Annotated in this window: 29 protein-coding genes; 15 read left to right on the forward strand and 14 right to left on the reverse strand. The window is 69.8% G+C overall.

Features of this window, described 5'->3' with window-relative positions; translation table 11 throughout:
• Positions 1–2 precede the first annotated feature (2 nt).
• The 3 genes from FBY41_RS06080 to FBY41_RS06090 all read left to right on the forward strand — a co-directional run bounded on the left by FBY41_RS06080 (position 3) and on the right by FBY41_RS06090 (position 1936).
• Positions 3–476 (forward strand): DUF4825 domain-containing protein, encoded by a 474-nt coding sequence (locus FBY41_RS06080; RefSeq protein ID WP_141842429.1) that lies wholly within the window; start codon positions 3–5, stop codon positions 474–476.
• A gap of 59 nt (positions 477–535) precedes the next feature.
• On the forward strand, positions 536–1168 hold the full coding sequence (locus FBY41_RS06085; protein ID WP_141842430.1) for a dihydrofolate reductase family protein: 633 nt from the start codon (positions 536–538) through the stop codon (positions 1166–1168).
• A gap of 120 nt (positions 1169–1288) precedes the next feature.
• Positions 1289–1936, forward strand: a complete 648-nt coding sequence (locus FBY41_RS06090; RefSeq protein ID WP_141842431.1) for a DUF5701 family protein — start codon at positions 1289–1291, stop codon at positions 1934–1936.
• A gap of 28 nt (positions 1937–1964) precedes the next feature.
• Here the strand turns inward: FBY41_RS06090 and FBY41_RS06095 are convergent, their stop codons facing one another.
• The gene (locus FBY41_RS06095) at positions 1965–2957 is read right to left on the reverse strand and encodes a DUF2804 domain-containing protein (RefSeq protein ID WP_141842432.1); all 993 of its coding nucleotides are present in this window, start codon (positions 2955–2957) and stop codon (positions 1965–1967) included.
• A 163-nt stretch (positions 2958–3120) separates the two neighbouring features.
• Between FBY41_RS06095 and FBY41_RS24140 the strand changes: the two genes are divergently transcribed.
• Positions 3121–3576: a patatin-like phospholipase family protein gene (locus FBY41_RS24140; RefSeq protein WP_311769364.1), complete on the forward strand. Its 456-nt coding sequence runs from the start codon at positions 3121–3123 to the stop codon at positions 3574–3576.
• A 93-nt stretch (positions 3577–3669) separates the two neighbouring features.
• Positions 3670–4005 (forward strand): hypothetical protein, encoded by a 336-nt coding sequence (locus FBY41_RS24145; protein ID WP_311769365.1) that lies wholly within the window; start codon positions 3670–3672, stop codon positions 4003–4005.
• Here FBY41_RS24145 and FBY41_RS06105 read toward each other — a convergent pair.
• The 4 genes from FBY41_RS06105 to FBY41_RS06120 form a co-directional block, all read right to left on the reverse strand.
• Positions 3992–4564 carry a class I SAM-dependent methyltransferase gene (locus FBY41_RS06105; RefSeq protein WP_141842433.1) on the reverse strand — a complete coding sequence of 191 codons (573 nt, stop codon included), beginning with the start codon at positions 4562–4564 and terminating at the stop codon, positions 3992–3994. The genes FBY41_RS24145 and FBY41_RS06105 overlap by 14 nt on opposite strands.
• 87 nt (positions 4565–4651) lie before the next feature.
• Positions 4652–5002 (reverse strand): HNH endonuclease, encoded by a 351-nt coding sequence (locus tag FBY41_RS06110; protein ID WP_141842434.1) that lies wholly within the window; start codon positions 5000–5002, stop codon positions 4652–4654.
• A gap of 82 nt (positions 5003–5084) precedes the next feature.
• On the reverse strand, positions 5085–5945 hold the full coding sequence (locus tag FBY41_RS06115) for an aldo/keto reductase (RefSeq protein ID WP_260439637.1): 861 nt from the start codon (positions 5943–5945) through the stop codon (positions 5085–5087).
• Between the two features lie 63 nt (positions 5946–6008).
• Complete coding sequence (locus tag FBY41_RS06120) at positions 6009–7115, reverse strand: winged helix DNA-binding domain-containing protein (RefSeq protein WP_141842436.1); 1107 nt, start codon at positions 7113–7115, stop codon at positions 6009–6011.
• 194 nt (positions 7116–7309) lie between these two features.
• Here FBY41_RS06120 and FBY41_RS06125 point away from each other — a divergent pair, with 194 nt between their 5' ends.
• From FBY41_RS06125 to FBY41_RS06135, 3 genes are all read left to right on the forward strand, one after another.
• Positions 7310–7957 (forward strand): DUF4203 domain-containing protein, encoded by a 648-nt coding sequence (locus FBY41_RS06125; RefSeq protein WP_141842437.1) that lies wholly within the window; start codon positions 7310–7312, stop codon positions 7955–7957.
• A gap of 189 nt (positions 7958–8146) precedes the next feature.
• Positions 8147–8380 (forward strand): hypothetical protein, encoded by a 234-nt coding sequence (locus tag FBY41_RS06130; protein ID WP_141842438.1) that lies wholly within the window; start codon positions 8147–8149, stop codon positions 8378–8380.
• Positions 8381–8482: 102 nt separating this feature from the next.
• Positions 8483–8926, forward strand: coding sequence for a ferritin-like domain-containing protein (locus FBY41_RS06135; protein ID WP_141842439.1), 444 nt, complete (start codon positions 8483–8485; stop codon positions 8924–8926).
• Positions 8927–9014: 88 nt separating this feature from the next.
• Here FBY41_RS06135 and FBY41_RS06140 read toward each other — a convergent pair whose 3' ends face one another.
• The 9 genes from FBY41_RS06140 to FBY41_RS06180 are packed head-to-tail and all read right to left on the reverse strand — an operon-like array spanning position 9015 to position 19337.
• On the reverse strand, positions 9015–10019 hold the full coding sequence (locus FBY41_RS06140; RefSeq protein WP_141842440.1) for a Gfo/Idh/MocA family protein: 1005 nt from the start codon (positions 10017–10019) through the stop codon (positions 9015–9017).
• A 43-nt stretch (positions 10020–10062) separates the two neighbouring features.
• Positions 10063–10995, reverse strand: a complete 933-nt coding sequence (locus FBY41_RS06145) for a TIM barrel protein (protein WP_141842441.1) — start codon at positions 10993–10995, stop codon at positions 10063–10065.
• 60 nt (positions 10996–11055) lie between these two features.
• Positions 11056–12555, reverse strand: coding sequence for a CoA-acylating methylmalonate-semialdehyde dehydrogenase (locus FBY41_RS06150; RefSeq protein ID WP_141842442.1), 1500 nt, complete (start codon positions 12553–12555; stop codon positions 11056–11058).
• A 52-nt stretch (positions 12556–12607) separates the two neighbouring features.
• The gene (locus FBY41_RS06155) at positions 12608–13489 is read right to left on the reverse strand and encodes a sugar phosphate isomerase/epimerase family protein (protein ID WP_141842443.1); all 882 of its coding nucleotides are present in this window, start codon (positions 13487–13489) and stop codon (positions 12608–12610) included.
• Positions 13486–15462: a 3D-(3,5/4)-trihydroxycyclohexane-1,2-dione acylhydrolase (decyclizing) gene (iolD, locus tag FBY41_RS06160; RefSeq protein ID WP_141842444.1), complete on the reverse strand. Its 1977-nt coding sequence runs from the start codon at positions 15460–15462 to the stop codon at positions 13486–13488. The genes FBY41_RS06155 and iolD overlap by 4 nt, the downstream gene beginning before the upstream one ends.
• Positions 15459–16379 (reverse strand): 5-deoxy-glucuronate isomerase, encoded by a 921-nt coding sequence (iolB, locus tag FBY41_RS06165; RefSeq protein ID WP_141842445.1) that lies wholly within the window; start codon positions 16377–16379, stop codon positions 15459–15461. The genes iolD and iolB overlap by 4 nt, the downstream gene beginning before the upstream one ends.
• Positions 16376–17293 carry a Cgl0159 family (beta/alpha)8-fold protein gene (locus FBY41_RS06170; RefSeq protein ID WP_141842446.1) on the reverse strand — a complete coding sequence of 306 codons (918 nt, stop codon included), beginning with the start codon at positions 17291–17293 and terminating at the stop codon, positions 16376–16378. The genes iolB and FBY41_RS06170 overlap by 4 nt, the downstream gene beginning before the upstream one ends.
• Positions 17290–18318, reverse strand: a complete 1029-nt coding sequence (gene iolC / locus FBY41_RS06175; protein ID WP_260439581.1) for a 5-dehydro-2-deoxygluconokinase — start codon at positions 18316–18318, stop codon at positions 17290–17292. The genes FBY41_RS06170 and iolC overlap by 4 nt, the downstream gene beginning before the upstream one ends.
• Positions 18319–18332: 14 nt before the next feature.
• A complete protein-coding gene (locus FBY41_RS06180) occupies positions 18333–19337 on the reverse strand; it encodes a Gfo/Idh/MocA family protein (RefSeq protein ID WP_141842447.1) in 1005 nt (334 codons plus the stop codon).
• Between the two features lie 369 nt (positions 19338–19706).
• On the opposite strand from FBY41_RS06180, the gene FBY41_RS06185 reads away from it, so the two are divergent.
• The 7 genes from FBY41_RS06185 to FBY41_RS06215 all read left to right on the forward strand — a co-directional run bounded on the left by FBY41_RS06185 (position 19707) and on the right by FBY41_RS06215 (position 25483).
• Positions 19707–20702 (forward strand): substrate-binding domain-containing protein, encoded by a 996-nt coding sequence (locus FBY41_RS06185; protein ID WP_141842448.1) that lies wholly within the window; start codon positions 19707–19709, stop codon positions 20700–20702.
• A 62-nt stretch (positions 20703–20764) separates the two neighbouring features.
• The gene (locus FBY41_RS06190) at positions 20765–21832 is read left to right on the forward strand and encodes an ABC transporter permease (RefSeq protein WP_141842449.1); all 1068 of its coding nucleotides are present in this window, start codon (positions 20765–20767) and stop codon (positions 21830–21832) included.
• 1 nt (position 21833) lies between these two features.
• A complete protein-coding gene (locus tag FBY41_RS06195) occupies positions 21834–22649 on the forward strand; it encodes an ATP-binding cassette domain-containing protein (RefSeq protein ID WP_141842450.1) in 816 nt (271 codons plus the stop codon).
• A 13-nt stretch (positions 22650–22662) separates the two neighbouring features.
• Positions 22663–23076, forward strand: coding sequence for a universal stress protein (locus FBY41_RS06200; protein ID WP_141842451.1), 414 nt, complete (start codon positions 22663–22665; stop codon positions 23074–23076).
• 65 nt (positions 23077–23141) lie between these two features.
• Entirely contained in the window at positions 23142–23882 is a 741-nt protein-coding gene (locus FBY41_RS06205) for a GntR family transcriptional regulator (RefSeq protein WP_141842452.1), read from the forward strand.
• A gap of 119 nt (positions 23883–24001) precedes the next feature.
• Positions 24002–25048 (forward strand): Gfo/Idh/MocA family protein, encoded by a 1047-nt coding sequence (locus FBY41_RS06210; RefSeq protein ID WP_260439582.1) that lies wholly within the window; start codon positions 24002–24004, stop codon positions 25046–25048.
• Between the two features lie 150 nt (positions 25049–25198).
• A complete protein-coding gene (locus FBY41_RS06215; protein ID WP_141842453.1) occupies positions 25199–25483 on the forward strand; it encodes a DUF4242 domain-containing protein in 285 nt (94 codons plus the stop codon).
• The last annotated feature ends 222 nt before the right edge of the window (positions 25484–25705 follow it).

Here is a 25705-nt window from a genome sequence, read left to right on the forward strand (position 1 = left end):
ACATGCATCGACGGTCGGTGTGCACGATGATGCTCGGGGCCCTGGCCCTCACCGGATGCACGTCGGGCTCCACGCCGACGGTGCCCGAGATGGACGCGCCCAGCCGGGCTCACGCCTTGTGGCAGAACCGGACTCCCTACGTCGGCGACAACTCCGAGGTCGCGGCGCTCACCGCCAACGCCGGCTTCGGCGGCATGGGCACGCACACGATCGCCCTGTACACCACGTCCCGGCCGTATGTCGCGACCGTGGCCTACGACTCCCTCTCCAAGCCGTTCGACACCGTCGACTTCACGACGCCCGTCACGCTGCTCCTCGGCACCGTCGCGAACCTCGACCGCGTCGAGGTCAGATCCGGCACCGACACCTTCTCGCTCACCTCGGAGGAGGCCAGCGCCAAGCTGGGCTTCGACGTCAAGGACCTGGGTCGTGACGAGGCAAAGCTGACCGCCTACCTCCAGTCCGTCGACGACTGAGCCGGGCTACGGTGGATTCGCCCACCGCTTCAGTGCCGACACCGATCGAGGAGTGCGCAGTGCCGCTCACACGGATCCACAACTTCTCCATCTCCCTCGACGGATTCGCCACGGGCGAGCCGCAGTCCGCCGAGGCACCGTTCGGCCACGCCGGGCAGCGCCTCCACCAGTGGATGATGGCGACCCGCTACTGGGCTGCCGACGGCACCACCGGCGTCGACGACGCCTTCGCCGAACGCCACACCCCCGGCATCGGCGCCGAGATCATGGGCGCCAACAAGTTCGGCCCGCCCGGGTGGCACGACGACCCTGACTGGAAGGGCTGGTGGGGCCCGAACCCGCCCTTCCACACCCCCACTTTCGTCCTCACGCACCACGCGCGACCCCCGCTCGAGATGGAGGGCGGCACGACCTTCCACTTCCTCGAGGCCACGCCGGCCGAGGCCCTCGCAACGGCCCGAGAGGCCGCCGGCGACCAGGACGTGCGTATCGGCGGTGGCCCCACCGTCGTGCGCGACTTCCTCGCCGCAGGCCTCGTCGACCACATGCACCTCGTCCAGGTGCCCATCGTGCTCGGCCGCGGCGTGCGCCTCTGGGACGGCCTGGAGGCCGTCGAGCAGGCCTTCGACGTGGAGGCGGTCTCCTCCCCCAGCGCCGTCACGCACCTCACGTTCACCCGCAAGGCCCCCTGACCCTCAACGGCACAAGGGAATTCGCCGGTCACAGGAGACCACCCGCGGACGCAGGGAACGTCACGGCATACGTCTGCGTTGGACATTGACCAGTTTGTCTCGCCGCTCTGGAGGGCTCGCATGTCCCACGTCGCCACCGTCACCGCGCTTCCGCCCCTCTCCGCCCAGGCGGACCGCCTCGTCGAGCTCGGGGTCCACGACCTCGCCGGCATGCCGGCTGCCGCCGTGCGCTCGCTCGCTCGCAGTGCGCCCTCCTCCGACGGACTCCTCGTCCTTGCCGAGCCCACCGTTGCGCCGTCGGCGCTCGCCCCGCTGCTGCGCCTCGGGGATCGGGGCGGCTTCGTCGTCGAGGACATGACCGACGTCGACGCATTCGCTCCGATCGACCGCGTCGGCCTCCCGAGCGGCCCCGGCTATGTCGTGACCGGGATCGAGCGCGGCGACGAGATGAGCAACTGGACTCCCGACGAGGCGCTGCAGCGCATCACGGAGGCCGGCCGCACCCCGCTCACCCTCGCCGAGGGCATCCACTGGGCGCTCCAGGTGCCGGGGGTCCTCGAGCGCAACCTCTGCTTCATGACCATCGGCTCGCGCCGACGTCGACCCGACGGTCGGCTCGACGCGCGCACCCCCGCACTCTGGATCAGCAACGGCACCGGGCGCGACGGCCGAGAGCGACGCGGCGCCCCCAAGGTCGGCTGGTGCTGGGCACGCAACCGGCACACGTGGCTCGGATTCGCCTCTGCGGCAGACCGACTCGCGATCTGAGCCCGTCGGCACCCATCGGCGACGGGCATCACCAGCGCTGGTGCACGTCCTCCGCCCACCCGAAGATCCCGTCGACGGCCACGTCGCCGACGCGCCCCGCCCACGTGCCGAAGCACTGGTGCGTCCGCGAGGCGATGACGCCGAGCTGGGTGACCGAGCGGCGAACGTGCTCTGGATGGAACGTCAGCTCCACCGAACCGCCCTGGATCCGCCACGGCGCCAGCCAGTCGTCGGAGGAGTAGCCCCACCGGAGCTCGTCGCTGATCTTCGTGAGCGCCCCGTCGACGACGACGGCGTTCTCGGTCACCCCCGTGCCCTGCGTCCATCTCCCCCCGACCTGGAGGCCCGTCACGCGGTCGCCGACGACACCTGAGCCAGAGCCCCAGTTCCACGAGATCGCGTACGGCCAGCGCCCGCGGCCGTGGTCAAGGGTCGCCCAGGCGGTCCCCTCTTCGATCGCGTATGCCGTGCCGTCCACGCTCAGTCGGCCAACCGCCGGGCGGGCCGGGTCCTTGACGGTGTACTGGAAGAGCCGGTCGCTCCAGGGCACGACGACGCCGAGCCGCTCATGGCCTGGCGGCAGCTGCGCGACGACGTCGAGCTCGACCCGCTCGGCTCGCGCGCGCAGCCTCGTCCCGCCGGGGGCGGGGTCGATGTCGACGCGGAGGCTCTGGGTCTGCGCGTTGGCCGGGCCGCCGTCGAGAGTGCCCGGCAGGGTCGTGCCACGGCCGAGGGGCGCGATCGCGTCGACGGCGATCTGCTCGCCCGAGCGGCGGTCGAGCACGAAGAGGGAGGGGACGGCGGCATACCCGATGTCGGAGACGACGACGGCGACGACGTGGGTCTCGAGCGCGACCGCCCAGTACTCCCAGCGCTTGTTGCGACCCCAGCCGACGCGGCCCCGGCCGATGCCGTCGGTGCGGTGCAACGGCGTGCGCGTCCAGCCGATGGCAGCCGGGTTGAGACGTCCGTCCGGCAGCGTGAGATCGACGGGCTCGGTGATCTCACGCTCGCTGGGCACGTGACCATCATGCTGCTAGCGTCACGTTGATCGTGACTGATCGGCAGGAGGTGAGACCCATGACGCAGGATCCGCAATGGGTGCTCCCCTCGAGTGCACGATCGCGCGGCTGAGGCAGTCGCGGGCGGGAGCGCCCTCCAGCCATCGCGCGAAAGGCACTCCCATGGACACCACCACTTCTCACCCTCAGAGCCACCCCTCGCCCGCCCGGGCGCTCGTCCTCGCCGGTGGCGGGGCCGCTGGCAATGCGTGGGAGCTCGGCGTCATCGCGGGCCTCTGTGATGCCGGGATCGACGTGACAGCGGCGGAACTCGTCGTGGGGACCTCCGCAGGGTCGACCGTGGCCGCCCAGATCACCAGCGGCAGCCGACCCACCGAGCTGTGTGCCGCCGTCCTCGCTGAGCAGCCACCGCCCCTGCGCTCGACCTGGACGTCTCCGACGGAACGGCCTCGGCGCGTTGGCGCGACATCGTCGCGGCGAGGCTGCCCAGCCGAGACTGGCCACACCAAGCGGTGCTCATCCCCGCCGTCGATGCCCGCACCGGGGGGCCGGTCGTCTTCGACAAACACAGCGGAGTCGACCTCGTCGACGCCGTCGCCGCCGGCACCTCGGCCATGACGCGCTACGCGATCGGCGAGTGCCGCTACCTCAAACGGCGGCTACCGACGCAGCGAGAACGCCGACCTCGCAGCACGGCGCGAGGTGGTGCTCGTGCTGTCACCGTTCGGCGGTCGCTCGCGTATGCCGGCCGGCTGGGGGATGGACCTCGCCACCCAGGTCGACGAGCTGCGGACGGCCGGCAGCAGGGTGCAGACCGTCTTCCCGGACGTCGGCGCAGGCGACGTCTTCGACGCCAACGCCCTGGATCCGTCGACCCGCCCGCAGGCCGCGCGAGGAGGCTACGAGCAGGGGCGAGCCCTCGCAGGACAGCTGGCCGACTTCTGGGCTGACCCCCGGCGCCCACCTTCGGCGCAGACCTCCACGCTGCCGGCCAGGAACGCCGCCCAGCGGCCAAGCGGCCCTGCGGCTCGGCTCAGCGGCGGCTGACGGCCAGGTACCGCTCGTCGGCGATGGCCTTACCCCAGTAGATCGGCTCGGGCAGGTGCGTGATGTGCACCTCGTCGCGGACGGCGCGGACCAGCTGCTCGGTCTGTGCCGCGGTGAGGCCGGCCCCCGTGGCCCAGGACCCTTCGACGAGGACGGCGACGCCGCCGGGCCTGAGCAGCGCGACCCAGCGCGACAACGCCTCCTCAGGGTCGTCCATTGCCCACAGCACATGGCGACTGAGCACGACGTCGTACTCCCCCGCGGGCAGCGGCGGGTCGCCCGCGTCGGCGACGACGAAGCGCGCCTCCGGCACCTTGGCGCGGGCCCGCTCGACCATCTCCGGAGAGAAGTCGAGACCGTCGACGACGTAGCCCTCGTCGGTGAGCAGACGGGTGAGTGTGCCTGTGCCACAACCGAGGTCGGCAACGCGAGCGGGTGCGTCAGGCAGGACGGACACCAGCAGGTCGCGCCAGGCCGCGCGGATCGTCGGGTCGGTCAGTCCGTGGTCGGGCTCGGTGTCGAAGGTGGCGGCGTGATCGTCCCAGGCGTTTCGCGTCATCGCGGCAGCGTATGCGCCTGCCCGGACAACGCATATCCCACCTCGGGTGCTCGCGTCTCGACCAGCCGACCCGGCCACGCCCCCCGGCTACGCGCCCAGGAGCTCGAGCTCCCTGCGGATCTCGACGTGGCGCGTCAGGAAGGCACGCTCGTCGAGCCGCTTGCGCCGAAGCCAGCCGGTGACCTCGGCGTTGCACTTGCTCGTGTTGCACGACCGGCACGCCGGGACCACGTTGTCGAGGGTGTAGCGCCCACCGCGGGAGATGGGCAGCACGCAGTCCCGCTGGAGCGGACCACCGGACGCCCCGCAGTAGGCACAGCCGCCCCACGCGGCCTGCAGGGCCTGCCACTGCGCGTCTGTGAGGTCGTGGTCGACGAGACCCATGCGACGCTTGCGGCGTCGGGCGGCCACCGCCTTGCGACTCCTGCTCACCACCACGTCGCCAGCGTAGGGGCGTCACGCCGCCGCTCGTCGGACGCTCGCCTTCGTGGGTCGGTGCCCTCTCGGTCGCGCGATCCGGTCAGAAGGGCATCGCGATGAACGGCGACGAGTAGGCGTCGTCGCCGGCGAGCTGCCGCTCGGCCTCCGCAGGGTCGATGCGATCCCGCTCGGCCGCGAGCAGCATCCCCAGCAGCCGCACGTCCCCTGCCGTCGGGATGCCGCTGACCTCCTCGTGGGCGAGGACCCAGGAGACGGCCGCGGTGATGCGGGCCTGGTCGTCGTACGGCTCGTACCACGTCGCATACGACTGCTCGGTGTCCTGGGGCCAGTTGCGCCGCGACACGGTCTTGATCGTCATCAGCCCGGCGTCCTGCCGTCGGGTCTCCTCGACGAGCGCCTCGTATGCCGCGCGGTAGGTGTCGTCGCGCCACAGCACCGGGTTGAGCGGGGTCAGCACGGTTGCGAACGGGTAGCGCCGCAAGGCCTCGAGGTGGGTCTGGGCGGCCTCGCTGCCATGGCCGGTCACCCCGACCGCACCGACGAGCCCCTCGTCCATCGCGCGAACCGCCGCCTCGAGGGCGCCGTCCGGACCGGTCGCGAGGTCCAGCTCGGCGAGGTCGCCGATGGCGTGCAGCTGCAGCAGGTCGACCGTGTCAGTCTGGAGCCGCTCCAGGGAGGCGTTGATCTCGCGCCAGGCCGACTCGCGATCACGCTGGCCCGTCTTCGTCGCGAGGAAGATGCGGTCGCGGATCTGCGGCATCCACGGGCCCAGCCGCAGCTCCGCATCGCCGTAGCTGGCGGCCACGTCGAAGTGGTTGATCCCCCCGTCGAGGGCCTCCTGGACCGACGCGTCCGCGACATCCTGCGTCACGTCGCTCAGCGCCGCCGCGCCGTAGATGAGCACCGAGCTCTGGTGTCCGAGCCGACCAAGTCTTCGCATCTCCACGACAACCACCTTGTGTCACACGACCTGACCTCGGCAACCCCTCCCGTGTCACAGTCGTCACAGGCTGAGGTGGAGGTCCCTGCCGAGGATGCCCCCCAGCCGCGCAGCCTCCTGCCGGAGGGCCTTCTCGGGCGCCGGCCGAGGATCGCGCCAACTGACCGTGAGCTCGTCACCCTTCCGCGCCCACGAGCCGCGGACGACACCGCCCGCGACGACCGGGTTCGCCTTGCGGGTCATGGCGTCGCGCTGCGCCGGTGGAGTGACGTGCACGTCCTTCGTGCCGGGCCCCATCACCCACTGGTCGTGCCCCGGGAGGAAGCGGACGACGTCGGACGGCTCCGCGGCCACGAGGGAGTCGACGTCCTCGACGAGCACGTATGCCGTCATGCCCTCGACGTCGACCGTGGCCATGCGGTCTGCGAGCCCTGAGATCCAGCGGTCGAGGCGTTTGCGGCCGGCGCTCAGGCCGTTGCCGAGCCAGTAGTGGAGGTGGTCGGTCGTGGCCGGCCCGTAGGTGCGGAGGTATGCCGCGACGGCGCGTGGGCCGGCGTCCTCGAGGTCGGGGATCCCCGTCCACCGCGGGTTGGTGTCGAGCCGCTGGAAGGTGTGCTGCCCGTCGCGTGGCGGGCCGAAGCTCATGTCGCCCTGCCACGTCAGTGGCTTGATGAGCGTGCCAGCACCCTCGTCGAAGACGGCGCCGAGGTGGCGGTATGCGTGCCGCTGGGTCAGCGCGTCACCGAGCTCCCGGATCGTCAGAGGCCCGTCGCTGAGCGCATCACGCACCGCGGCTCGGAAGGCGGGCCAGTCCTCCGGCGTCAGCCGGTAGTACTCCACCCAGCTCGGCAGCTCCCACTGCCGTCCCGCCGCACGGAGTGCCAGGTAGATGCCGCCGTCGACCGGCGAGAGGTAGTGCATCGACCCACGGAACGCGAACGCCTTGATCACCGACCCGTCCACGAGTGCCTGCGCGAGGTCGCCGGGGCGGCACGTCGTGCTGCGGGTGCACACCGCGAGGTCGGCCAGCGACTCGTCCATCGAGAGCACGGCCCCGAGCCGGTGCACGACGTCTGGAGCCGACGACGGACCGAGCGGGTCGAGCAGCTGACGGTTCAGACGCCAGGCCAGAGCCTGCGCCCACGTGACCGTGCCCTCGGGTGATGTCATCCCAGCATCGTGACACCGGGCAGGCGACCAGTGGGCATCCTCCGGCGTCGAGAAGTGAGCACTCGACCGGAACGTGGCGTCGAGTGCCCAGATCCCCACACCTCAGACCGTCGAGTAGTGAGCACTCGACCGGAACTTGGCGTCGAGTGCCCAGTTTCCTGCGGGGGACAGCCTTCGCGCCCTACATTGCAGTCATGGCTGACATCGTGCTGGGTCTCTTCGCAATCCTGGCCGGGGGCGTCATGCTCTTCGCCGGGCAGTTCGTCCTGCGCCTCATCCTGCCGATCTGGGGTTTCTTCGCCGGATTCGCTTTCGGGGCAGGCCTGTTCGCTGAGCTGGCCGATGAGCGCTTCCTCGGAACGGTGCTCGGCTGGGTGAGCGGCTTCGTCTTCGCGCTCATCTTCGCAATCTTCGCCTACCTCTACTACGCGGTCGCGGTGATCCTCGCCATGGCCGCCTTCGGCTTCGCCATCGGCGCCGGCCTCATCTCCGCGCTCGGGATCGACTGGAACTGGGTCGGCGTGCTCGTGGGCCTCGCGTTCGGAGCCGCGCTGGGCGTCGTGGCCGCCTTCGGCAACATGCCGATGATCGTGCTCGCCGTCGCCAGCTCCATCGCCGGAGCCGTCAGCATCGTCGGCGGACTCATGCTGCTCTTCGGCACGCTCGACTCCGCCACCCTGACGCGGAGCAGCTTCAGCGCCGCGATCCAGTCGGGGTGGTACTGGTACGCACTGCTCCTCGTCCTCGCCGTCGTCGGCATCGTCGCCCAGACCCGGCAGCGCCTGGCCATGCGACGCAGCATCAACGAGGCGTGGTACGCGGAGCGCTCCGCGGTTGTCTGAGGCACGTCCCCACGCCCCCGAGGCGGTCAGGCGCCCCCTGCGCTCATCAAATCTGCGACAGCCGTGGCAGTCTCTCCCGGCGCCGAACCGGGACCTTCTCCCCTTCTGCACCCACGGGGTCGGCCCCACACTCGGCAGTGAGGCGGCGGCCCGAGAGAGTCGCCCCGGAGACGAAGGCTGGGACAGGCCATGCGGCGTCACGTGGAGGTGCACCAGCGGGGACGGGACGTCGATGAGCCGAGGACAGCTCGCGGTGACGGCACGAGCCGGAGGCAGCGTCTCGAGCTCGCCGGTAGGTCGGTGCTCGGGGTGCTCGGTCTCACGATGGTCCTGCTCATGCTCAGCGCCGTCCTCATCGCGGTGCTGCTGCTCGCGTTCAACTGGCTCGTGTTCGGCATGGTGCTCGGCGGTCTCGGCGAGTGACTCCTCGGGCACGTCAGGAGCCGTCCACGTGTCGGTGACGGTTGAGCCGCAGCGTCGTCGGGTAGGACTCGGTGGTCCATGACACCGATCGAAGGAGCGCACATGTCGGATGACGAGAAGGTCGCCAAGGACCTCGTGGAGACCCTGAAGGACGGCGAGCGTGGTTTCGCCGCCGCCGCCGAGAAGCTGCGCGACAGCGACCGCGCCGAGTGGGCGGCGACGCTGCAGCGCCTGTCGGAGCAGCGCGCCGGCTTCCGCCGCGAGATCGTCGAGATGGGCCACGAGTACGGCGACGACGTCGACGAGAGCGGCTCCGTCGCCGCGACCCTGCACCGTGGGTGGATCTCGCTCAAGGACGCCCTGACCGGTGACGACGCGGGCAGTGTCCTCGGTGCCGCCGTCACGGGTGAGGACCACGCGGTGTCGGAGTACGAGAAGGGCCTCGAGAAGGACCTCAGCGCGGGCTTCCGCGAGGTAGTGACCCGTCAGCACGCCGCCATCGTGGCTGCGCGCAACGAGGTCAAGGCTCTTCAGATCGCCGACTGACATCGTCCGCCGGCCTCGTCAGAGGCAGCGACACGAAGCGAGCCGGTCAGCCCCACAGGGCTGACCGGCTCGCTCGCGTGACGCCGGGTCACGCGTAGAAGGCGGGCTTCTCGATCATCTCGACCGTGACGACACCGTCGCCCGTGAGTGCCTTGACACCGGCGTCGCACACGCAGGCGGCGGCATACCCGTCCCACGACGTCGAGCCGGAGTGCTGGCCTGAGGCGACGCCGGTGATCCACTCCTGGACCTCGGTGACGAAGGCGCCCCAGAAGCGGTCGTTGTGGTCGCGGGCGATGGTGTTGCGGTGGCCCGAACCGTCGCGCACCTCGATGGCGTGCTGGTCAGAGAGGCTGACGGTGCCCTTCTCGGCAACCGCCTCGCAGCGGATGTCGTAGCCGAACTGGCAGTTGACGAAGATCTCGTCGTCGACCCGCACGCCGGACGCGGTCTCGAGGATGAGCACGAGCGGGTCCTGGAGGTGCTCGAAGCGCAGCGACGTCTTCTTCGGCTTGTCGACGCGCGCCGAGACGAACTCCTCGCCGAGCAGCCAGCGCATCGTGTCGACCTCGTGGATCGCCGTGTCGTTGATCGCCATGTCCCACGTGTAGTGCTCGGGCACGGTGGGGTTGCGGTGCGCGCAGTGGACCATGAGCGTCTCGCCGAGCTCGCCCGAGTCGAGCAGCGCCTTCATCTCGCGATAGCTGCGGTCGAAGCGCCGCATGAAGCCGACGGTCACGAGACGTCGCCCACCTGCCTGCTCCGCTTCCATGATGCGCAGCGCGGCCGCAGCCGTCGGCGTCAGCGGCTTCTCGCAGAAGACGGGCTTGCCCGCGGCGATGCAGGCCAGCACGTCGACCTCGTGGGCGGGGCCGTAGCTGCAGATCATCACGGCGTCGACCTCGTCGGCCGCGATGAGGCTCGCCGAGTCGGGGTATGCCGTCGCACCGATCCGCGTCGCCACCTCCTTCGCCCGCAGCTCGTCGACATCGGAGACGGCGACGACGCGCCCTCCCGCGATGACGGTGTGGATGCGGTCGATGTGGGCCTGGCCCATTCCGCCGGGGCCGATCATGCCGATGCGCACGGTCATTGGTGTCACTCCTTCGTGATGAGGATGCTCGGGCTCAGGACGCTCAGCGCAGGCCGAGACCGACCGACGCGAGGTACTCCCGCGTCTGGATGGCGTTGGGCAGCGGGTAGGACGGGTCACAGGGATACATGTCCTGCTCGCACACGACGTAGAGCTCCTTGTCGAGGTCGGCCAGGGCCTCGATGAGCGACGGCATGTCGGGGGCACCGGCGGGCGGTGCGACCGAGCAGCCCTTGGCGACGGCGAGACCGAAGGGCCAGTCCTCGTCGTGGGCCTGCTTGACGAGAGCCTCGTCCATGGCCTTGATGTGGACGTAGGAGATGCGCTCGGGGTACTTGCGGCACAGCTCCATCGGGTCGCCGCCGCCGTAGACGATGTGGCCCGTGTCGAGGCAGAAGCCGACGTAGTCCGGGTCGGTCGCCTGGAAGACGCGGTCGATGTCCTCCGGCGTCTCGATGTGGCTGTCGCCGTGCGGATGCAGCACCATCTTGAGGCCGTAGTCCTCCTTCATGATGCGACCGAGCCTGTCAGCGTTGCTGATGTAGGCGTTCCACGCCTCCGTCGAGAGCACGCGGTCGTCGGTGAACTCCCACGTCTTGTCGTCGCGGAAGAGCGGCGGCAGGTGCACGATGTACTCCGCCCCGACGGCGGCATGCGTCTCGGCGATCTCGCGGAACGTCTTCTCCGTGTCGGCCCAGGCCTCGGGCTTGTGCAGGATGCCCCAGCCCGTGCCGGCAACGACGCGGAAGCCGCGCTTGTCCATCTCCTCCTGCAGGCGCCTCGGGTCCTTGGGGAAGTAGCCGAAGGGGCCCGTCTCCATGACCGAGAAGCCGGCCTCGGCCATCTCGTCGAGGGCGGTCTCCCAGTGGATCTGCTTGTCGTCCTCGGGGAACCAGACGCCCCACTGGTCAGGACACACGCCGATCGTCAGCTTGCTGTAGCGGGCATCGGTGTTGCGGGCCTTGGACGCGGCCATCGTTCGGTTCCTCTCGAAAGGTGTTGCAGTCAGGGGGTTCTAAGACATCTGGTGCTGGGGTCAGTCGTTCTGCGGGAAGCCGAGGTTGAGGCCACCGTGGCTCGGGTCGAGCCAGCGCGACGTGACGACCTTGCCGCGGGTGAAGAAGTGGACGCCCTCCATGCCGTGGGCGTGCGTGTCGCCGAAGAGGGAGTTCTTCCACCCGCCGAAGGAGTAGTACGACACCGGCACGGGGATCGGCACGTTGACGCCGACCATGCCGACCTCGACGTTGCGCTGGAACTTGCGAGCCGCACCACCGTCGTTGGTGAAGATGGCCGTGCCGTTGCCGTAGGGGTTGCTGTTGATGAGCTTCAGCCCCTCGTCGTAGGAGTGGACGCGCACGACCGAGAGCACCGGCCCGAAGATCTCGTCGTCGTAGAGCGACATGCCCGGCTTGACGTTGTCGAAGAGGGTCGGCGCGAGGAAGTAGCCCTCGCCGTCGGAGTCGTAGTCGTCGCGGCGGCCGTCGACGACGAGCGTCGCGCCCTCGGACACCCCGGCGTCGAGGTAGGAGGTCACCTTGTCGCGGTGCTGGGCCGTGACGAGCGGTCCCATGTCGCAGCCGCGCGTGCCGTCACCGGTCACGAGCTTGCCCATGCGGTCCTTGATCTTCGAGATGAGCTCGTCGGCGATGGGCTCCACGGCGACGAGGGCCGAGATCGCCATGCAGCGCTCACCCGCCGAGCCGAAGCCCGCGTTGACGGCGGCGTCTGCAGCGAGGTCGAGGTCGGCGTCGGGCAGCACGAGCATGTGGTTCTTCGCGCCACCGAGAGCCTGGACCCGCTTGCCGTGGGCCGTGCCCGTCTCGTAGACGTACTTCGCGATCGGGGTCGAGCCGACGAAGGAGACGGACTTGACCTCGGGGTGCGTGAGCAGCGCGTCGACCGCCTCCTTGTCGCCGTTGACGACCTGCATGACGCCGTCGGGCAGGCCGGCCTCCTTCCAGAGGGCGGCGATCGCCAGCGCTGCCGACGGGTCCTTCTCGGACGGCTTGAGCACGACGGCGTTGCCGCAGGCGATGGCCACGGGGATGAACCACATCGGCACCATGGCCGGGAAGTTGAAGGGCGAGATGACCGCCACGACCCCGAGCGGCTGACGGATCGAGTAGACGTCGACGTTGGTCGAGGCGTTCTCGGAGAAGCCGCCGCGCACGAGCGTCGGGATGCCACAGGCGAACTCGGCGACCTCGAGGCCGCGGGTCACCTCTCCGAGCGCGTCGGAGAGCACCTTGCCGTGCTCTGCCGTGATGAGGGCCGCGATGTCGTGCTTGCGCTCGTTGAGCAGCTCGCGGAAGGCGAAGAGCACTCCGGTCCGCTTGGCGAGCGAGGCGTCGGCCCACTCCTCCCAGGCGCTCGCGGCGCCCTTGACGACCTCGTCGACGAGGGACGCGGACGCGAGGTCGAGCACCCCGGTCTGCTCACCCGTCGCGGGGTTGTAGACGGGCGAGGTGCGCTCGGCGGTGCCGGTCCACGACTGGCCGCCGATGAGGTGGGTGATGCGGGTGGGCGTGCTCATGGGAGTTTCCTTTGCTGGCAGGCTGGTTCAGGGGTATGCCGCGTGGCGGGCTTCAGGGGGAGACGAACGTGGGCGGGGTGTCCCACTTGTCGAGGTAGGAGCGGATCGTGTCGCGCATGTAGGTGCTCGACTCGCGAGCGCGGTCCTCCCAGGCGAAGACGCACGAGGTGACGATGCCGTCGAAGCCGATGCGCTCGAGACCGGAGAAGAACTGGTCGAAGTCGACCTCGCCCTGACCGATGTCGAGGTGCTGGTGGACGGTGACCTGCGAACCCGGCGGGTTGACGATGTAGCGCAGACCCGATGACGCCGTGTGGTCGTAGGCGTCGGCGACGTGGACCATCGTCAGCAGGTCGCCGGCCTTGTCCATGATGCCGTCGCAGTCGTTGCCCTGGTGGAACGTGTGCGGCGCGCAGTAGAGGAAGGAGACGGTGGGCGAGTTGATGCCCCGGATGAGGTCGACCGCCCGCTTGCCGTCCTCCTCCCAGTCGTCCGGGTGCGGCTCGAGGACGAGTCGGATGCCCTCCTGCTCGAAGACCGGCAGCAGCTCCTCCATCGACCGCCAGAACATCCCCTCGCACACCGCGGCCTGGCGGGGGTTGCCGTTGAACTCGGAGTTCATCGTGTCGACCCCGAGGTCGGAGGCGATCTGGATGGCGCGCTTCCAGTAGCGCACGGCGGCCTGGCGCTCGTCCTCGTCGGGACCGGACCAGCGGAAGAGCGGCAGGACGGACGACACCCCCACGCCGGCGCTCGCCAGGGCCGACCGGAAGGCGGCCACCCCTGCGTCATCGACCCGCGGGTGGTTGAAGAAGGGGATGAAGTCGTCGCGCGGCGACAGCTCGATCCACTCGTAGCCGAGCTCGGCGACGAGGCCGGGCATCTCGAGCAGGGGTGTATCGCGGAACATGTAGGGGTCGATGGCGAGCTTCATGATGCTGACTCCGGAGTCGTCGGGGTGGTCGGGGCCACGAACGGGCGCTGCGTCGCCTTGTGGTCGAGGTACTCGCCGAAGGCGGCCTGGGTCGAGTCGAGCTCGGAGACCGCGCTCACGGGCACGTCCCACCACGACGCGCTGTCGGGTGCGTGGACGAGCGGGTCGGTCTCGACGTGGATGACGATCGGGCCCCCGTCGGCTCGAGCGGCCTTGGCCTCCTTGATCGCCTGCTCGAGCTCGTCGAGCGAGTGCACCTCGATGACATGGGCACCGAGCGACCGGGCGTTGGCGGCCAGGTCGACCGGCAGCACGTCACCGTCGAGGCGCCCCGACTCCTCGCCGCGGAAGCGGTAGCTCGTGCCGAAGCGCTGCGAGCCGAGCGACTCCGACAAGGATCCGATCGAGTGGAAGCCGTGGTTCTGCACGAGCACGACGATGACCTTGACGCGCTCCTGCACCGCGGTGACGAGCTCGGTCGGCATCATGAGGTAGCCGCCGTCGCCGACCATGGCGAAGACGTCGCGTGACTCGTCGGCGAGGCGGATGCCGATCGACGCCGGCACCTCGTAGCCCATGCAGGAGTATCCGTACTCGACGTGGTAGGCCTTGCGATCACGCACACGCCACAGCTTGTGCAGGTCGCCGGGCATGGAGCCTGCCGCGCAGAGCACGACGTCACGCGGGTCGGTGAGCTCGTTGACCGCCCCGAGCACCTGTCCCTGCGTGAGCAGGCCCTCGGCGAGCCGGTCGGTGACCTCTGCCGCGGGGTGGTAGGCGGCCTCGACGGCAGCATCCCACTGCGACCACAGCGTGTACTGGCGTGAGCGGTAGTCGTCGTCGACGGCATACCCCTCGAGGGCGGACGCGAGAGCGGTCAGTGCCTCACGGGCGTCGGAGACGACCGACAGACCCGAGTGCTTGCCCGCGTCGAAGCGCGCGATGTTGATGTTGACGAAGCGAACTCCGTTGCCCTGGAATGCGGTCCGCGACGCCGTCGTGAAGTCGCTCCAGCGCGTGCCGATCCCGATGACGACGTCGGCCTCGGCGGCGAGCGCGTTGGCGGCCGTCGTGCCGGTCGATCCGATGGCACCCATCTCCTGCGGGTGCCCGTGCGGCAGGGACCCCTTGCCGGCCTGGCTCTCGCCCACCGGTATGCCGGTCTGCTCGCACAGTGCCCGCAGCGCCTCCTCGGCGCCGGAGTAGTGCACGCCGCCACCGGCGACGATGAGCGGCCGCTTCGCGGACCGGATGACGGCAGCGGCGTCGGCGATGTCGACGGCCTCCGGCAGCGGGCGTGCGACCCGCCATGTGCGCGGGGCGAAGAGCTCCACCGGCCAGTCGTGCGCCTCGGCCTGCACGTCCTGCGGCAGCGCGATCGTCACGGCACCGGTCTCGACCGGGTCGGTGAGCACGCGCATCGCCGAGATGAGCGCGGACGGCAGCTGCTCGGGGCGGCTCACCCGGTCGAAGAAGCGCGAGAGCGGGCGGAAGGCGTCGTTGACCGTCACGTCGGCGGCATACGGGGCCTCGAGCTCCTGGAGCACCGGGGAGCTGACCCGGGTCGCGAAGGTGCCGGAGGGCAGGAGCAGCACGGGGATGCGGTTGATCGTCGCGAGGGCGGCGCCGGTCAACATGTTCGTGGAGCCGGGCCCCACCGAGGCGGTGCAGGCCCACGTCTGGAGGCGGTCCTTCTGGCGCGCGTAGGCGACGGAGGTGTGCACCATGGCCTGCTCGTTGCGGGCGAGGACGTACGGAAGGTGCTCCTCACCATCGGCGAGCTCGTTCTGGAGCAGCGCCTGGCCGATGCCGGCGACGTTGCCGTGGCCGAAGATGCCGAAGCAGCCGGCGAAGAGCTTTTGCCGCTCGCCGTCGCGCTCGCTCCACTGGTTGGCGAGGAAGCGCACCACGGCCTGGGCCACGGTGAGCCGGACCGTCCCGGTTGCCGGGGTCTGCGGGGTTGCGCTCGTCACTGAGCACCTCCAAAGGGGAGTCGGGGGTCGACCTGCTGGGTCGCCCAGGTGTCGCGCACCCAGCCGTGGGCCGGGTCGTCGCAGATGAGCCAGGACCGCTCCGTGCCGGGGCCGGCCATGACGTTGAGGTAGTAGAGGTCGTAGCCGGGGGCCGCCATCGCCGGGCCGTGCCAGCCGTGCGGCACGAGGACGACATCCCCCGAGCGCACCTCGACGAGCACGTCGATCGGACGCTCGTCGGTGCCGTAGACCCGTTGGTAGCCCACGGGATCCGTGCCAGCGGCCGCCGGTGACCCCGCCTCGGGCGCCACCTCGAAGTAGTAGACCTCCTCGAGGTCGGTCTCGATGCCGGGCCGGTCCTCGTCGTGCTTGTGCGGCGGGTAGGAGCTCCAGTTGCCACCGGGGGTCAGCACCTCGCAGGCGATGATCGAGTCGGCCTCGAGCACGGCCGGGGTGCCGAAGTTGCGCACCTCGCGCGAGGCGATGCCGGCTCCGCGGAGCTCGACGGGCACGTCTGCGACGCCCACGTGGCGCAGCGGCGGCGTGTGCCGACGAGACGCGCGGGCGCCGCAGACGGCGACCTTGGCGGCGCCGCCCTCGGCGGTCACCGTGACCTCGCAGTCGCGGGTCGCGTAGGCGACGTCGCTCGCTCCAGCGAAGACAGACGCACGGCCTGCGAGCAGCGCGTCGTGCGAGACCCCCTCGGGGTCGACGACCGTCACGGAGACCGAGCCGCGGAGGGGCACGACGATGTGCTCGAAGTCCGCCGCCGGCACCGTGCGGCTCTCACCGGCAGCCAGCGTCACGGCATACAGGCGGGTGTGCTCCCAGCTGTCGACGGACTCGTCGATGGCGACGTCCCATCCGGCGGCCGACGCCGACCCGAGGGGACGCACCCACCGTGCGTTGTCGCTCACGCGGACACCCCGCTCCCGTGCACGAGGTCGGCAGCGATGTCGACCGCCGCGGCGACGTCACCGTCGGGCGGGAAGAGCAGCGCGCGTCCGACGACGAGGCCGCGCACGGCGGGCAGGTCGAGCGCGCGACCCCAGGACGCGTACGTGTCGTGGGGGTCGCCCTGGGGGTCACCGCCGAGAAGGAGTGTCGGGAGGGTGGTCGCGTCCATGACCCGCTCGAGGTCGTCGACGACGGGCAGCTTGAGCCACGTGTGGGCGCTCGACGCGCCGAGGCCGGCCGCGATGTGGATCGACTTGATGGTGGAGTCGGGGTCGAGCTGGTTGACGACGCGCCCACCCTCGCGGGTCGAGAGGAAGGGCTCGACCATCGCCATGATGCCGCGGTCGGCGAGCTGCGTGACGGCCTGGGCGCTCGCCTCGAGCGTGGCAGCGGTGCCGGGGTCCTCGAGGCAGATGCGCGTCAGCATCTTGCCGCCGTCGATGCCGCGAGCTGCGATCTCGGCGGCCGTGTAGGCCGTGAAGCGGTCGTCGAGCTCGAAGCTCGCCCCCTGGAGGCCGCCGCGGTTCATCGACCCGATGACGACCTTGTTGTCGAGGGCGCCGAGGAGCAGCAGGTCGTCGAGGATGTCGGGGGTGCCGAGCACACCGTCGACACCAGGGCGCTCCAGCGCCGTGACGAGGCGGGCGAGCAGGTCGCTCCGGCTCGCCATCGCCGTGCCTGCTCCGCGGACGCCGAGCGCCCCCCGGGCGGGGTGGTCGGCGGCGACGAGAAGCATGCGGCCGTCGTCGCCGACGAGGGGGCGGCGCTGCCGGGCCGCCCAGCCGGCCGCGATACGACCGGGCTCCCGCACGCGCACCTCGGTCAGGTCGGCGACGGCGAGGCGGCTGGTGCTCGGGGTGTGCGTGGTGGTCATCGTGCCTCCTCGGCAACGGGAGCGAATGATGCTGCGGCAGAGTCCGATCGGGCGCCCGCCAGGCGCTCCTCGACCTCGGCTGAGGTCGGCATGGCAGTCGAGCACTCGAGCTTGCTGGCGACGATCGCGCCGGCGACGTTGGCGAACTCGAGGATGCGGCGCAGGTCCCAGCCCTCGAGGAGGCCGTGACACAGCGCCCCGCCGAAGGCGTCACCCGCGCCGAGGCCGTTGACGACGTCGACGGGGTAGGGCGGCACCTCGACGCGCTCGTCACGAGTGGCGGCGAGCACGCCCTTGGGGCCCTGCTTGACGACCGCGAGCTCGACGCCGCGCTCGAGCAGCGCGTCGGCGGCTCGCTGCGGCTCGGTCTCGCCGACGGCCACCTCGCACTCCTCGCGGTTGCCGACGGCGACCGTCACGTGCTCGAGCGCGCGCCCGACCTGGTCGCTCGCCTCGGCGGGGTCGCCCCAGAACATCGGGCGGTAGTCGAGGTCGAGGATCGTGTGGGCGCGCCGTCCGCGGGCCTCGAACGCTCGGAAGTGCGCGGCCCGGCTCGGCTCCTGCGAGAGGCCGGTGACGGTGGACCAGTAGACGCGGGCGTCGCGGATCGCGTCGAGGGGCATCTCGTCGGGCTCGATGAGCAGGTCGGGAGCGATCGGGTAGCGGTAGAAGTAGAGCGGGAAGTCGTCGGGCGGGAAGACCTCGCAGAACGTCACGGGCGTCGGCGGGCCGTCGACGGCGGAGACGAAGCGGTCGTCGACGCCGAAGTCCTGCAGCGCCTCGTGGATGTAGCGGCCGAAGGCGTCGCGTCCGGTGCGCGTGATGAGCGCGACCCGGTGGCCGTGGCGTGCGGCGGCGACCGAGACGTTGGTCGCGCTGCCGCCGAGGAACTTCTCGAAGGTGCGCACCTTCTCGAGGCCGACGCCGTGCTGGAGCGGGTAGATGTCGACGCCCGTGCGCCCGATGGTGATGACGTCGTATGCCGCGTGGCTGGCTTCGGTGGTCGTGGTGGTCATGGTGGTCATGGCGTCCACACCTCTCACAGGCTCGGGATCTCGTCGAGGGTGACCGGTCGGCCCTCGTGGCGGGACAGCTCGCACGCCTCGGCGACGCGGAACGCCTGAAGGGCGTCGTCGACGGTGCAGGGCGAGGGCAGCACCCCGCGGGCGACGGCGGCGAAGGCCGTGAGCTCGGCGCGGTAGGCGGGCAGGAAGCGCTCCATGAAGGACCAGTGCCTCGGGCCGGACGGGTAGGTCGCCCCGGGCTCGGCCGAGGTGACGGCGAGCGAGTCGTCGTAGCCGACGCCGAGCGTGCCCTCGCTGCCGAGCACCTCCATGCGCACGTCGTGTCCGGCGCCGTTGTAGCGCGTTGCCGACAGCGAGACGAGGGTGCCGTCGTCGAGGGTGAGCACGGCGGCCGCGGTGTCGACGTCGCCGGCCTCGCTGAAGAAGTCGGCGCCCTTGTTGGCCCCCGTCGCATAGACCGAGGCGACCTCGCGGCCGGTGACGAAGCGGATGATGTCGAAGTCGTGGATCGAGCAGTCGCGGAAGAGGCCGCCGCTCGTCGGGATGTAGGCCGCGTGCGGTGGGGACTGGTCGTGCGTCTGGGCACGGATGCTGTGCACGAAGCCGAGCTGGCCGGACGTGACAGCCTCTTGGGCGCGGCGGTAGCCGCAGTCGAAGCGACGCTGGAAGCCGACGTGCACGGGGGTGCTCGTCTGGGAGACGAGCTTGGCGAGCTCCATCGTCTCGTCGAGCGTCGCCGCGACCGGCTTCTCACAGAAGGTCGGCGCGCCGGCCTCGATGCCGAGCCGCAGCAGCGGGGCATGACCGGGGGTGGCGGTCGCGATGACGAATCCGTCGACGCCGTCGGCGAGCATCTCGGCCGGCGAGGCGGCGAAGCCGACCTCGAGACGCTCGGCCAGTGCTCGGGCGGCGTCGACGTCGAGGTCGCTGACGACGAGCTCGTCGACGTCACTGAGGCTGCGCAGCGTCTCTGCGTGGAACGCCCCGATGCGTCCGACTCCGGCCAGTCCGATGCGCATGCGCACACTCCCTTGGGTGATCGAGCGCCGCGTGCACCGTCGGTGCGTCGCGGCTGTGGATGGACGGCCGCCTTGCGACGACCTCGTCCTGACGACATCGATGCTCCAACCTCACCCCATGCCGTGTCAAGCAAATGTTAGGACATTCTGATGTTTGACCAATCTCTTGACAGGACGGGTCGCGCGGGTCCATTCTCCAAACGCTGGCACCGACGCCGGGACCGGCAGACATTCCTCACAGGCCCCTGGGTCGCATCGGCCGGATCGGCCGACTCGGCCGATGCCCACTGAACGGACGGATCCACCGTCACAGAAACGTCGCGCCACTCCGGCGACCGGGTCACCGCGACGCAACGAAAGGAATCAACGATGACTCCGACTCGGACTCGCAAGAGTTTGACTGTCGCCGCCGCCGTGGCCACCGCGGCCGCCCTCGCCCTGGGCGCCTGCAGCGGTGGCGGCGCCACCAACACGACGTCCACGGGTGGCGGTGGAGGCGGGGGCAACTCCGGCTACACCTTCGCCATGATCACCCACGAGAGCCCCGGAGACACCTTCTGGGACCGGATCAAGGCCGGCGCCAACCAGGCCGCCAAGGACACCGGGTCCACCCTCAAGTACTCCTCCGACCCAGACGCCACCAAGCAGGCCGTGCTCATCCAGAACGCGATCGACTCCAAGGTCGACGGCATCGCCACGACCCTGGTCACCCCGGACGCGCTCATCCCCACCGTCAAGAAGGCTGTCGCGGCGGGCATCCCGGTCGACAGCTTCAACTCCGGCCTCAACTTCTACAAGCAGGCCGGCTCCCTCGTGCACTTCGCCGCGGACGAGCGACTCGGCGGCCAGGGTGCTGGTGAGCGCGCCAAGGCCGACGGTGCCACCAAGATCCTCTGCGTCATCCAGCAGACCGGTTCCGTGGCGCTCGAGGACCGCTGCGCCGGCGTCAAGGACTCGTTCCCCAACACCGAGAACATCCAGGTCAACGGCGCCGACGACGCGGCCGTCACCTCCGCTCTGCAGGCGAAGCTCAGCCAGGACCCGACGATCAACTGGGTCATCACCCTCGGCGCCGCTCAGGCTCTGGACACCATCAAGGCCGCCCAGGGCGCCGGGTCGAAGGCCAAGATCGGCACGTTCGACACCAACCCTGACGCTGCTCAGGCCGTGAAGGACGGCAAGATCCAGTTCTTCATCGACCAGCAGCCCTACCTGCAGGGCTACCTGTCGATCAGCCAGCTCTACCTGTTCAAGAAGAACGGCAACATCATGGGCGGCGGCAAGGCCGTCCTCACAGGTCCGTCGTTCGTCGACTCGTCCAACATCGACGTCATCCTCCCGTTCGTGAAGCAGAACACCCGCTGAACCCATCCCGTGGGGCCGGGTCGCTTCACGGCCCGGCCCCACCGAACAGCACTGGAGCTGTCATGAGCACACCTGTCAAGACCGACCCCTCGCCGGCGGCCCCATCCGAGGCCTCCAACCGCGTGTCCCTGGGCTTGTCCAACCGGCTGCTGGCCCGGCCGGAGATCGGCGCCCTCGTCGCCGCCATCGTCATCTTCATCTTCTTCCTCATCGTCGCGCCCGCCTTCCGGAGCGCGCCCGCCTTCTTCACCGTCCTCTACCAGGCCTCCACCATCGGCATCGTCGCCGTGGGGGTCGGGATGCTGATGATCGGCGGCGAGTTCGACCTCTCCGCCGGCGTCCTCGTCACCACCGCCGGGCTGTTCAACGCGATGTTCTGCTACCAGCTCGGGATCAACCTGTGGGTCGGCGCGATCCTGTCGCTGGTGCTCTGTCTCTGTATCGGGTTCCTCAACGGCTACCTCGTCATGAGAACCGGGATCCCAAGCTTCCTCATCACCCTGGGCACCTTCTTCATCCTCCAGGGGGTCAACCTCGGAGTGACCAAGCTCGTCACCGGCTCGGTGTCCAGCCCGAACATCAACCAGATGGCGGGCTACGACAGCCTGAACTGGATCTTCGCCGCTGAGTTCGAGATCGGTTCGATCACGCTGAACATCACAGTGATCTGGTGGCTGCTGTTCGTCCTGCTCTCGGCCTACGTGCTGCAGCGCACCAAGATCGGCAACTGGATCTACGCCGTCGGTGGCAACGCCGCCTCGGCTCGCGCCGTCGGCGTGCCCGTCACCGCGGTGAAGATCGGCCTCTTCATGACCGTGGCGTTCCTCGGCTGGTTCACCGGCATGCACTACCTCTACAACTTCAACGTCCTGCAGGCAGGCAACGGTGTCGGCAACGAGTTCCTCTACATCATCGCCGCCGTCGTGGGTGGCACCCTGCTGACCGGCGGCTACGGCAACGCCATCGGCGTCGCCCTCGGCGCCTTCATCTTCGGCATGACGAGCCTCTGCATCGTCTACGCCGGCTGGGACCCCAACTGGTTCCGGGCCTTCCTCGGCGTCATGCTCCTGCTCGCCGTCATGGTCAACCTCTACGTGAAGAAGCTCTCGACCACCCGAAAGGTGGGCTGACATGACTGACACGATCGCCGAACACGCCGACAGCACGCTGTACAAGGGCGAGCCCCTGGTGCAGATGACCAACATCGGCAAGACCTACGGCGCCATCCGGGCCCTCAAGGGCATCAACCTGACCGTCAACGCCGGCGAGGTCACCTGCGTCCTCGGCGACAACGGCGCCGGCAAGTCGACGCTCATCAAGATCATCTCGGGCCTGCACCCGCACAACGAGGGGACGATGAAGGTCGACGGCAAGGAGGTGTCGTTCAGCTCGCCGCGAGAGTCCCTCTCGCACGGCATCGCCACGGTCTACCAGGACCTCGCGGTCGTCAGCCTCATGGAGGTCTGGCGCAACTTCTTCCTCGGCTCCGAGATGGTGAGCGGCAAGGCGCCCTTGGCCCCGATGAGGATCAACGAGATGCGGCGCATCGCCGACCAGGAACTGCGCAAGATGGGCATCGTCGTCAAGGACATCAACCAGCCCATCGGCACGCTCTCCGGTGGCCAGCGCCAGTGTGTGGCGATCGCCCGGGCCGTCTACTTCGGTGCCCGCGTGCTCATTCTCGACGAGCCGACCGCCGCCCTGGGCGTCAAGCAGTCGGGCGTCGTGCTGAAGTACACGGCTGCCGCCCGTGACGCCGGGCTCGGCGTCGTCTTCATCACGCACAACCCGCACCACGCCTACCTCGTCGGCAACCACTTCGTCATCCTCAAGCTCGGCGAGGCGGTGCTCGACAAGAAACGGTCCGAGGTCCAGCTCGACGAGCTCACCCGCCAGATGGCCGGCGGAGACGAGCTCACCGAGCTCTCGCACGAGCTGCAGAAGTGAGGGAGGTGACGTCATGAGCGTCGCCGTCGCACACCACACCCGCAGCTCGAGCGGACTCGCCCTGGCCGAGGGAGCCCGCCAGGCGGCATACCGCGGCACCGACCTGGTAGTCATCCACGTCGTGGAGTCGCTCGACAACGACATCGCCGAGGCCAACAAGGCCGGCATCTCCGATGCCGTCGAGGCAGCCCTCGCGGCGACCTCGCTGCCCGACCTGCGCTGGGACGTGCGTCTCGTCGCCGGCGGCAGCGAGATCTCCCAGGTGTCGGAGGCGTTGCTCGGTGCCGTCGAGGAGCTCGGGCCCGAGCTGCTCGTCATCGGGGCTCGCCGTCGCTCGCCCCTGGGCAAGGCGTTCCTCGGCAGCATCGCGCAGAACATCATCCTCGACGCCGACGTGCCGGTGCTCGTCGTCAAGAGCCCGAGATGATGCCCTGGGGTGTGCTGACATGAGAATGTCTTCTCACTCCTGCGCCGAGTCGTTAGTCTGCGGCCATGTCCACGCCAGTTGACGTCCGCATCGACCGGGAGACGCCCGTACCGCTCTATCACCAGCTGGCCGAGCAGCTGAGTGCCGCGATCGCGCGGGGCGACCTCCAGCCGGGGGACGCCTTCGAGAACGAGGTCGCGATGGCCGAGCGGCTCGGGCTCTCTCGGCCGACGGTGCGTCGAGCCATCCAAGAGCTGGTCGGGCAAGGTCTGCTCCTGCGACGCCGGGGTCTCGGCACCCGGGTCGCGGGGCGGCAGATCCACCGGAAGGCCGAGCTGACAAGCCTCTACGACGACCTGCGCCGCGAGGGCTCGGGTGACCCTCACACCGAGGTGCTCGTGCACGAGGTCGTCACCGACGAGGTGGCGGCGACCGCGATGGGCCTGCCGGCCGACACCCCGCTGCTGCGCCTGCTGCGGCTGCGCCGTGACGGCGACAGGCCACTCGCGATCCTGCAGAACTGGCTGCCGCCGGCCTACTCCGACATCACGCGCGAGCAGCTCGAGACCGACGGTCTCTACGCGTTGCTGCGGGCCAAGGGTGGCAAGCCCGTCGTCGCCCACCAGCGCATCGGGGCCAGGCCGCCCACGGCGACCGAGCGCAAGCACCTCATGCTCACGCCGTCACAGCCCGTGCTCACCATGACGCGGGTGGCGTTCGACGCGGTCGGTGGGCCGGTCGAGTACGGCGACCACTGCTACCGCGCCCAGGACTACTCCATCGAGGTCATGCTCGACGAACGCTAGGTCGCGCGGGCCCACCCCATCCGTCGAGTGCCCATTTCCCCACGTCACACAGTGGGCACTCGACGCCACTCCCCGTCGAGTGCCCACTTCTCCACGCAGACGACCCGAGGCGGTATGCCGTGAGCCCTCATCCCCTGCCCGGCGCCCTTCCAGCGCCGCGGCGTCCGACCGCCGACTCCGTGCCGAGCCTGCGCTGGGGCGTGCTCGGCACAGGGTGGATCGCCTCCCGCTTCGTCGCCTCGCTGCAGTCGTCGACGACACAGCGAGTCGTGGCGGTCGGGTCGCGCACCCAGGCGTCCGCCGATGCCTTCGCCACCGCCCACTCGATCGAGAGAGCAGTTCGTCGGGCGACCGCACTCGTCGCCGACCCGGGCGTCGACACCGTCTATGTCGCGACGCCGCACCACCTGCACCGAGAGAGCGCCCTGCTCGCGATCGAGGCCGGCAAGCACGTGCTCGTCGAGAAGCCGCTGGGTCTCAATGCCATTGAGGCGCAGGAGATCTCGGATGCAGCTGCGGCTGCCGGCGTGTTTTGCATGGAGGCGATGTGGTCGCTCTTCCTGCCTCGATTCGACGTCGTGCGGCAGGTGCTCGACCTCGGAATGCTCGGTGATGTCCGCACCGTGCTGGCCGACCACGGTGAGCACTTCGACGCACCGCACCGCATCCTCGACCCGGCGATGGCCGGTGGCTCCCTGCTCGACCTCGGCACCTATGTCACGACTTTCGCGACGTGGGTGCTCGGGCCGGCATCACGCGTGCAGGCATCCGGATCGATGACCCCGAGGGGCGTCAACGGTCAGGCCGCGATGGTGCTCACGCACGCTGGCGAGGCGACGAGCGTGCTGCACTCGACCCTGCTCACGCGTACTCCGACCGCGGCGACCATCGCCGGGACGGCGGCCACCCTCACCCTGCCCGGCCCGTTCTTCCAACCCGGCGATGTCGCCGTGACCTCTGCCGACGGGTCTCGCACGCTCACGTGGACCGAGCCCGAGCCGATAGGCCACGGTGCGCTCTTCCACTCTGCGCTCGAAGCGGCACGCTGCATCGGGGAAGGCCTGCTCGAGTCTCCGCTGCACCCGGCCCGCGCGGTCGTCAGGAACATGACAGCCCTCGACGAGGTCACCCGCCAGGTGGGCGTCACCTACGCCCCCACCCGCTGACCCATCTCTCGATTGGCGGGCGCGAAAGATGGGGTGGAGGCAGCTCGAACATGGGGAGTCGCTCCCGATTCGGGCCAGGTGGCTGCGGACGGACGCTGTGGGGGCGCCGGTGACCTCCGGCGTCAACCACCACCAGAAGGAACTGTTTCAATGAAGCGCTACATCATCGAGCGAGACCTCCCCGGCGCCAGCCAGCTGACGATGGACGAGCTCGCCGAGATCACCCGCACCTCCAACGAGGCCGTGGCTTCCCTCGGTGTCCCGTACACCTGGGTCATGAGCTACGTCGCGGGCGACAAGATCTACTGCGTCCACGAGACGGACGACGCGGAGACGGTGCGCGAGCACGCTCGCCGCGGAGGCTTTCCGTGCACGCTGCTCGCCGAGGTCGTCGCGGAGTTCGGGCCCGAGACCGCCCGGAGGCTCGCCGCCTGAGGCGGCGAGCTCCTCGAGGACTCAGGAGAACTCGCATGATCGACTCGCAGATGCAAGCCCTCCTGCTCGACCTGGCTCGGCGCCAGAGGGCTCAGGAGGGACGCAGGACACGTCAGCACCGCGGTGCTCGCCAGATCGCGCTCGAGGCCCGGCGGCTCAGCCGGGACTCACGGGCAGCCTGACGGCAAAGCTGAGGTGCACGCACCGCCGAGGGCGGGGAGA

It is taken from the genome of Humibacillus xanthopallidus, assembly GCF_006716675.1.
In the GTDB taxonomy this organism is placed as follows: Bacteria; Actinomycetota; Actinomycetes; order Actinomycetales; family Dermatophilaceae; genus Humibacillus; species Humibacillus xanthopallidus_B.

Excerpts from the sequence above, each read along its gene's own strand:
- FBY41_RS06080 (WP_141842429.1), top strand. The coding sequence starts at position 3 with ATGCATCGACGGTCGGTGTGCACGATGATGCTCGGGGCCCTGGCCCTC.
- FBY41_RS06090 (WP_141842431.1), top strand. The coding sequence starts at position 1,289 with ATGTCCCACGTCGCCACCGTCACCGCGCTTCCGCCCCTCTCCGCCCAG.
- FBY41_RS24140 (WP_311769364.1), top strand. The coding sequence starts at position 3,121 with ATGGACACCACCACTTCTCACCCTCAGAGCCACCCCTCGCCCGCCCGG.
- FBY41_RS06105 (WP_141842433.1), bottom strand. The coding sequence starts at position 4,564 with ATGACGCGAAACGCCTGGGACGATCACGCCGCCACCTTCGACACCGAG.
- FBY41_RS06115 (WP_260439637.1), bottom strand. The coding sequence starts at position 5,945 with ATGCGAAGACTTGGTCGGCTCGGACACCAGAGCTCGGTGCTCATCTAC.
- FBY41_RS06120 (WP_141842436.1), bottom strand. The coding sequence starts at position 7,115 with ATGACATCACCCGAGGGCACGGTCACGTGGGCGCAGGCTCTGGCCTGG.
- FBY41_RS06125 (WP_141842437.1), top strand. The coding sequence starts at position 7,310 with ATGGCTGACATCGTGCTGGGTCTCTTCGCAATCCTGGCCGGGGGCGTC.
- FBY41_RS06130 (WP_141842438.1), top strand. The coding sequence starts at position 8,147 with ATGCGGCGTCACGTGGAGGTGCACCAGCGGGGACGGGACGTCGATGAG.
- FBY41_RS06135 (WP_141842439.1), top strand. The coding sequence starts at position 8,483 with ATGTCGGATGACGAGAAGGTCGCCAAGGACCTCGTGGAGACCCTGAAG.
- FBY41_RS06140 (WP_141842440.1), bottom strand. The coding sequence starts at position 10,019 with ATGACCGTGCGCATCGGCATGATCGGCCCCGGCGGAATGGGCCAGGCC.
- FBY41_RS06145 (WP_141842441.1), bottom strand. The coding sequence starts at position 10,995 with ATGGCCGCGTCCAAGGCCCGCAACACCGATGCCCGCTACAGCAAGCTG.
- FBY41_RS06150 (WP_141842442.1), bottom strand. The coding sequence starts at position 12,555 with ATGAGCACGCCCACCCGCATCACCCACCTCATCGGCGGCCAGTCGTGG.
- FBY41_RS06155 (WP_141842443.1), bottom strand. The coding sequence starts at position 13,489 with ATGAAGCTCGCCATCGACCCCTACATGTTCCGCGATACACCCCTGCTC.
- FBY41_RS06170 (WP_141842446.1), bottom strand. The coding sequence starts at position 17,293 with ATGACCACCACGCACACCCCGAGCACCAGCCGCCTCGCCGTCGCCGAC.
- iolC (WP_260439581.1), bottom strand. The coding sequence starts at position 18,318 with ATGACCACCATGACCACCACGACCACCGAAGCCAGCCACGCGGCATAC.
- FBY41_RS06180 (WP_141842447.1), bottom strand. The coding sequence starts at position 19,337 with ATGCGCATCGGACTGGCCGGAGTCGGACGCATCGGGGCGTTCCACGCA.
- FBY41_RS06185 (WP_141842448.1), top strand. The coding sequence starts at position 19,707 with ATGACTCCGACTCGGACTCGCAAGAGTTTGACTGTCGCCGCCGCCGTG.
- FBY41_RS06190 (WP_141842449.1), top strand. The coding sequence starts at position 20,765 with ATGAGCACACCTGTCAAGACCGACCCCTCGCCGGCGGCCCCATCCGAG.
- FBY41_RS06195 (WP_141842450.1), top strand. The coding sequence starts at position 21,834 with ATGACTGACACGATCGCCGAACACGCCGACAGCACGCTGTACAAGGGC.
- FBY41_RS06200 (WP_141842451.1), top strand. The coding sequence starts at position 22,663 with ATGAGCGTCGCCGTCGCACACCACACCCGCAGCTCGAGCGGACTCGCC.
- FBY41_RS06205 (WP_141842452.1), top strand. The coding sequence starts at position 23,142 with ATGTCCACGCCAGTTGACGTCCGCATCGACCGGGAGACGCCCGTACCG.
- FBY41_RS06215 (WP_141842453.1), top strand. The coding sequence starts at position 25,199 with ATGAAGCGCTACATCATCGAGCGAGACCTCCCCGGCGCCAGCCAGCTG.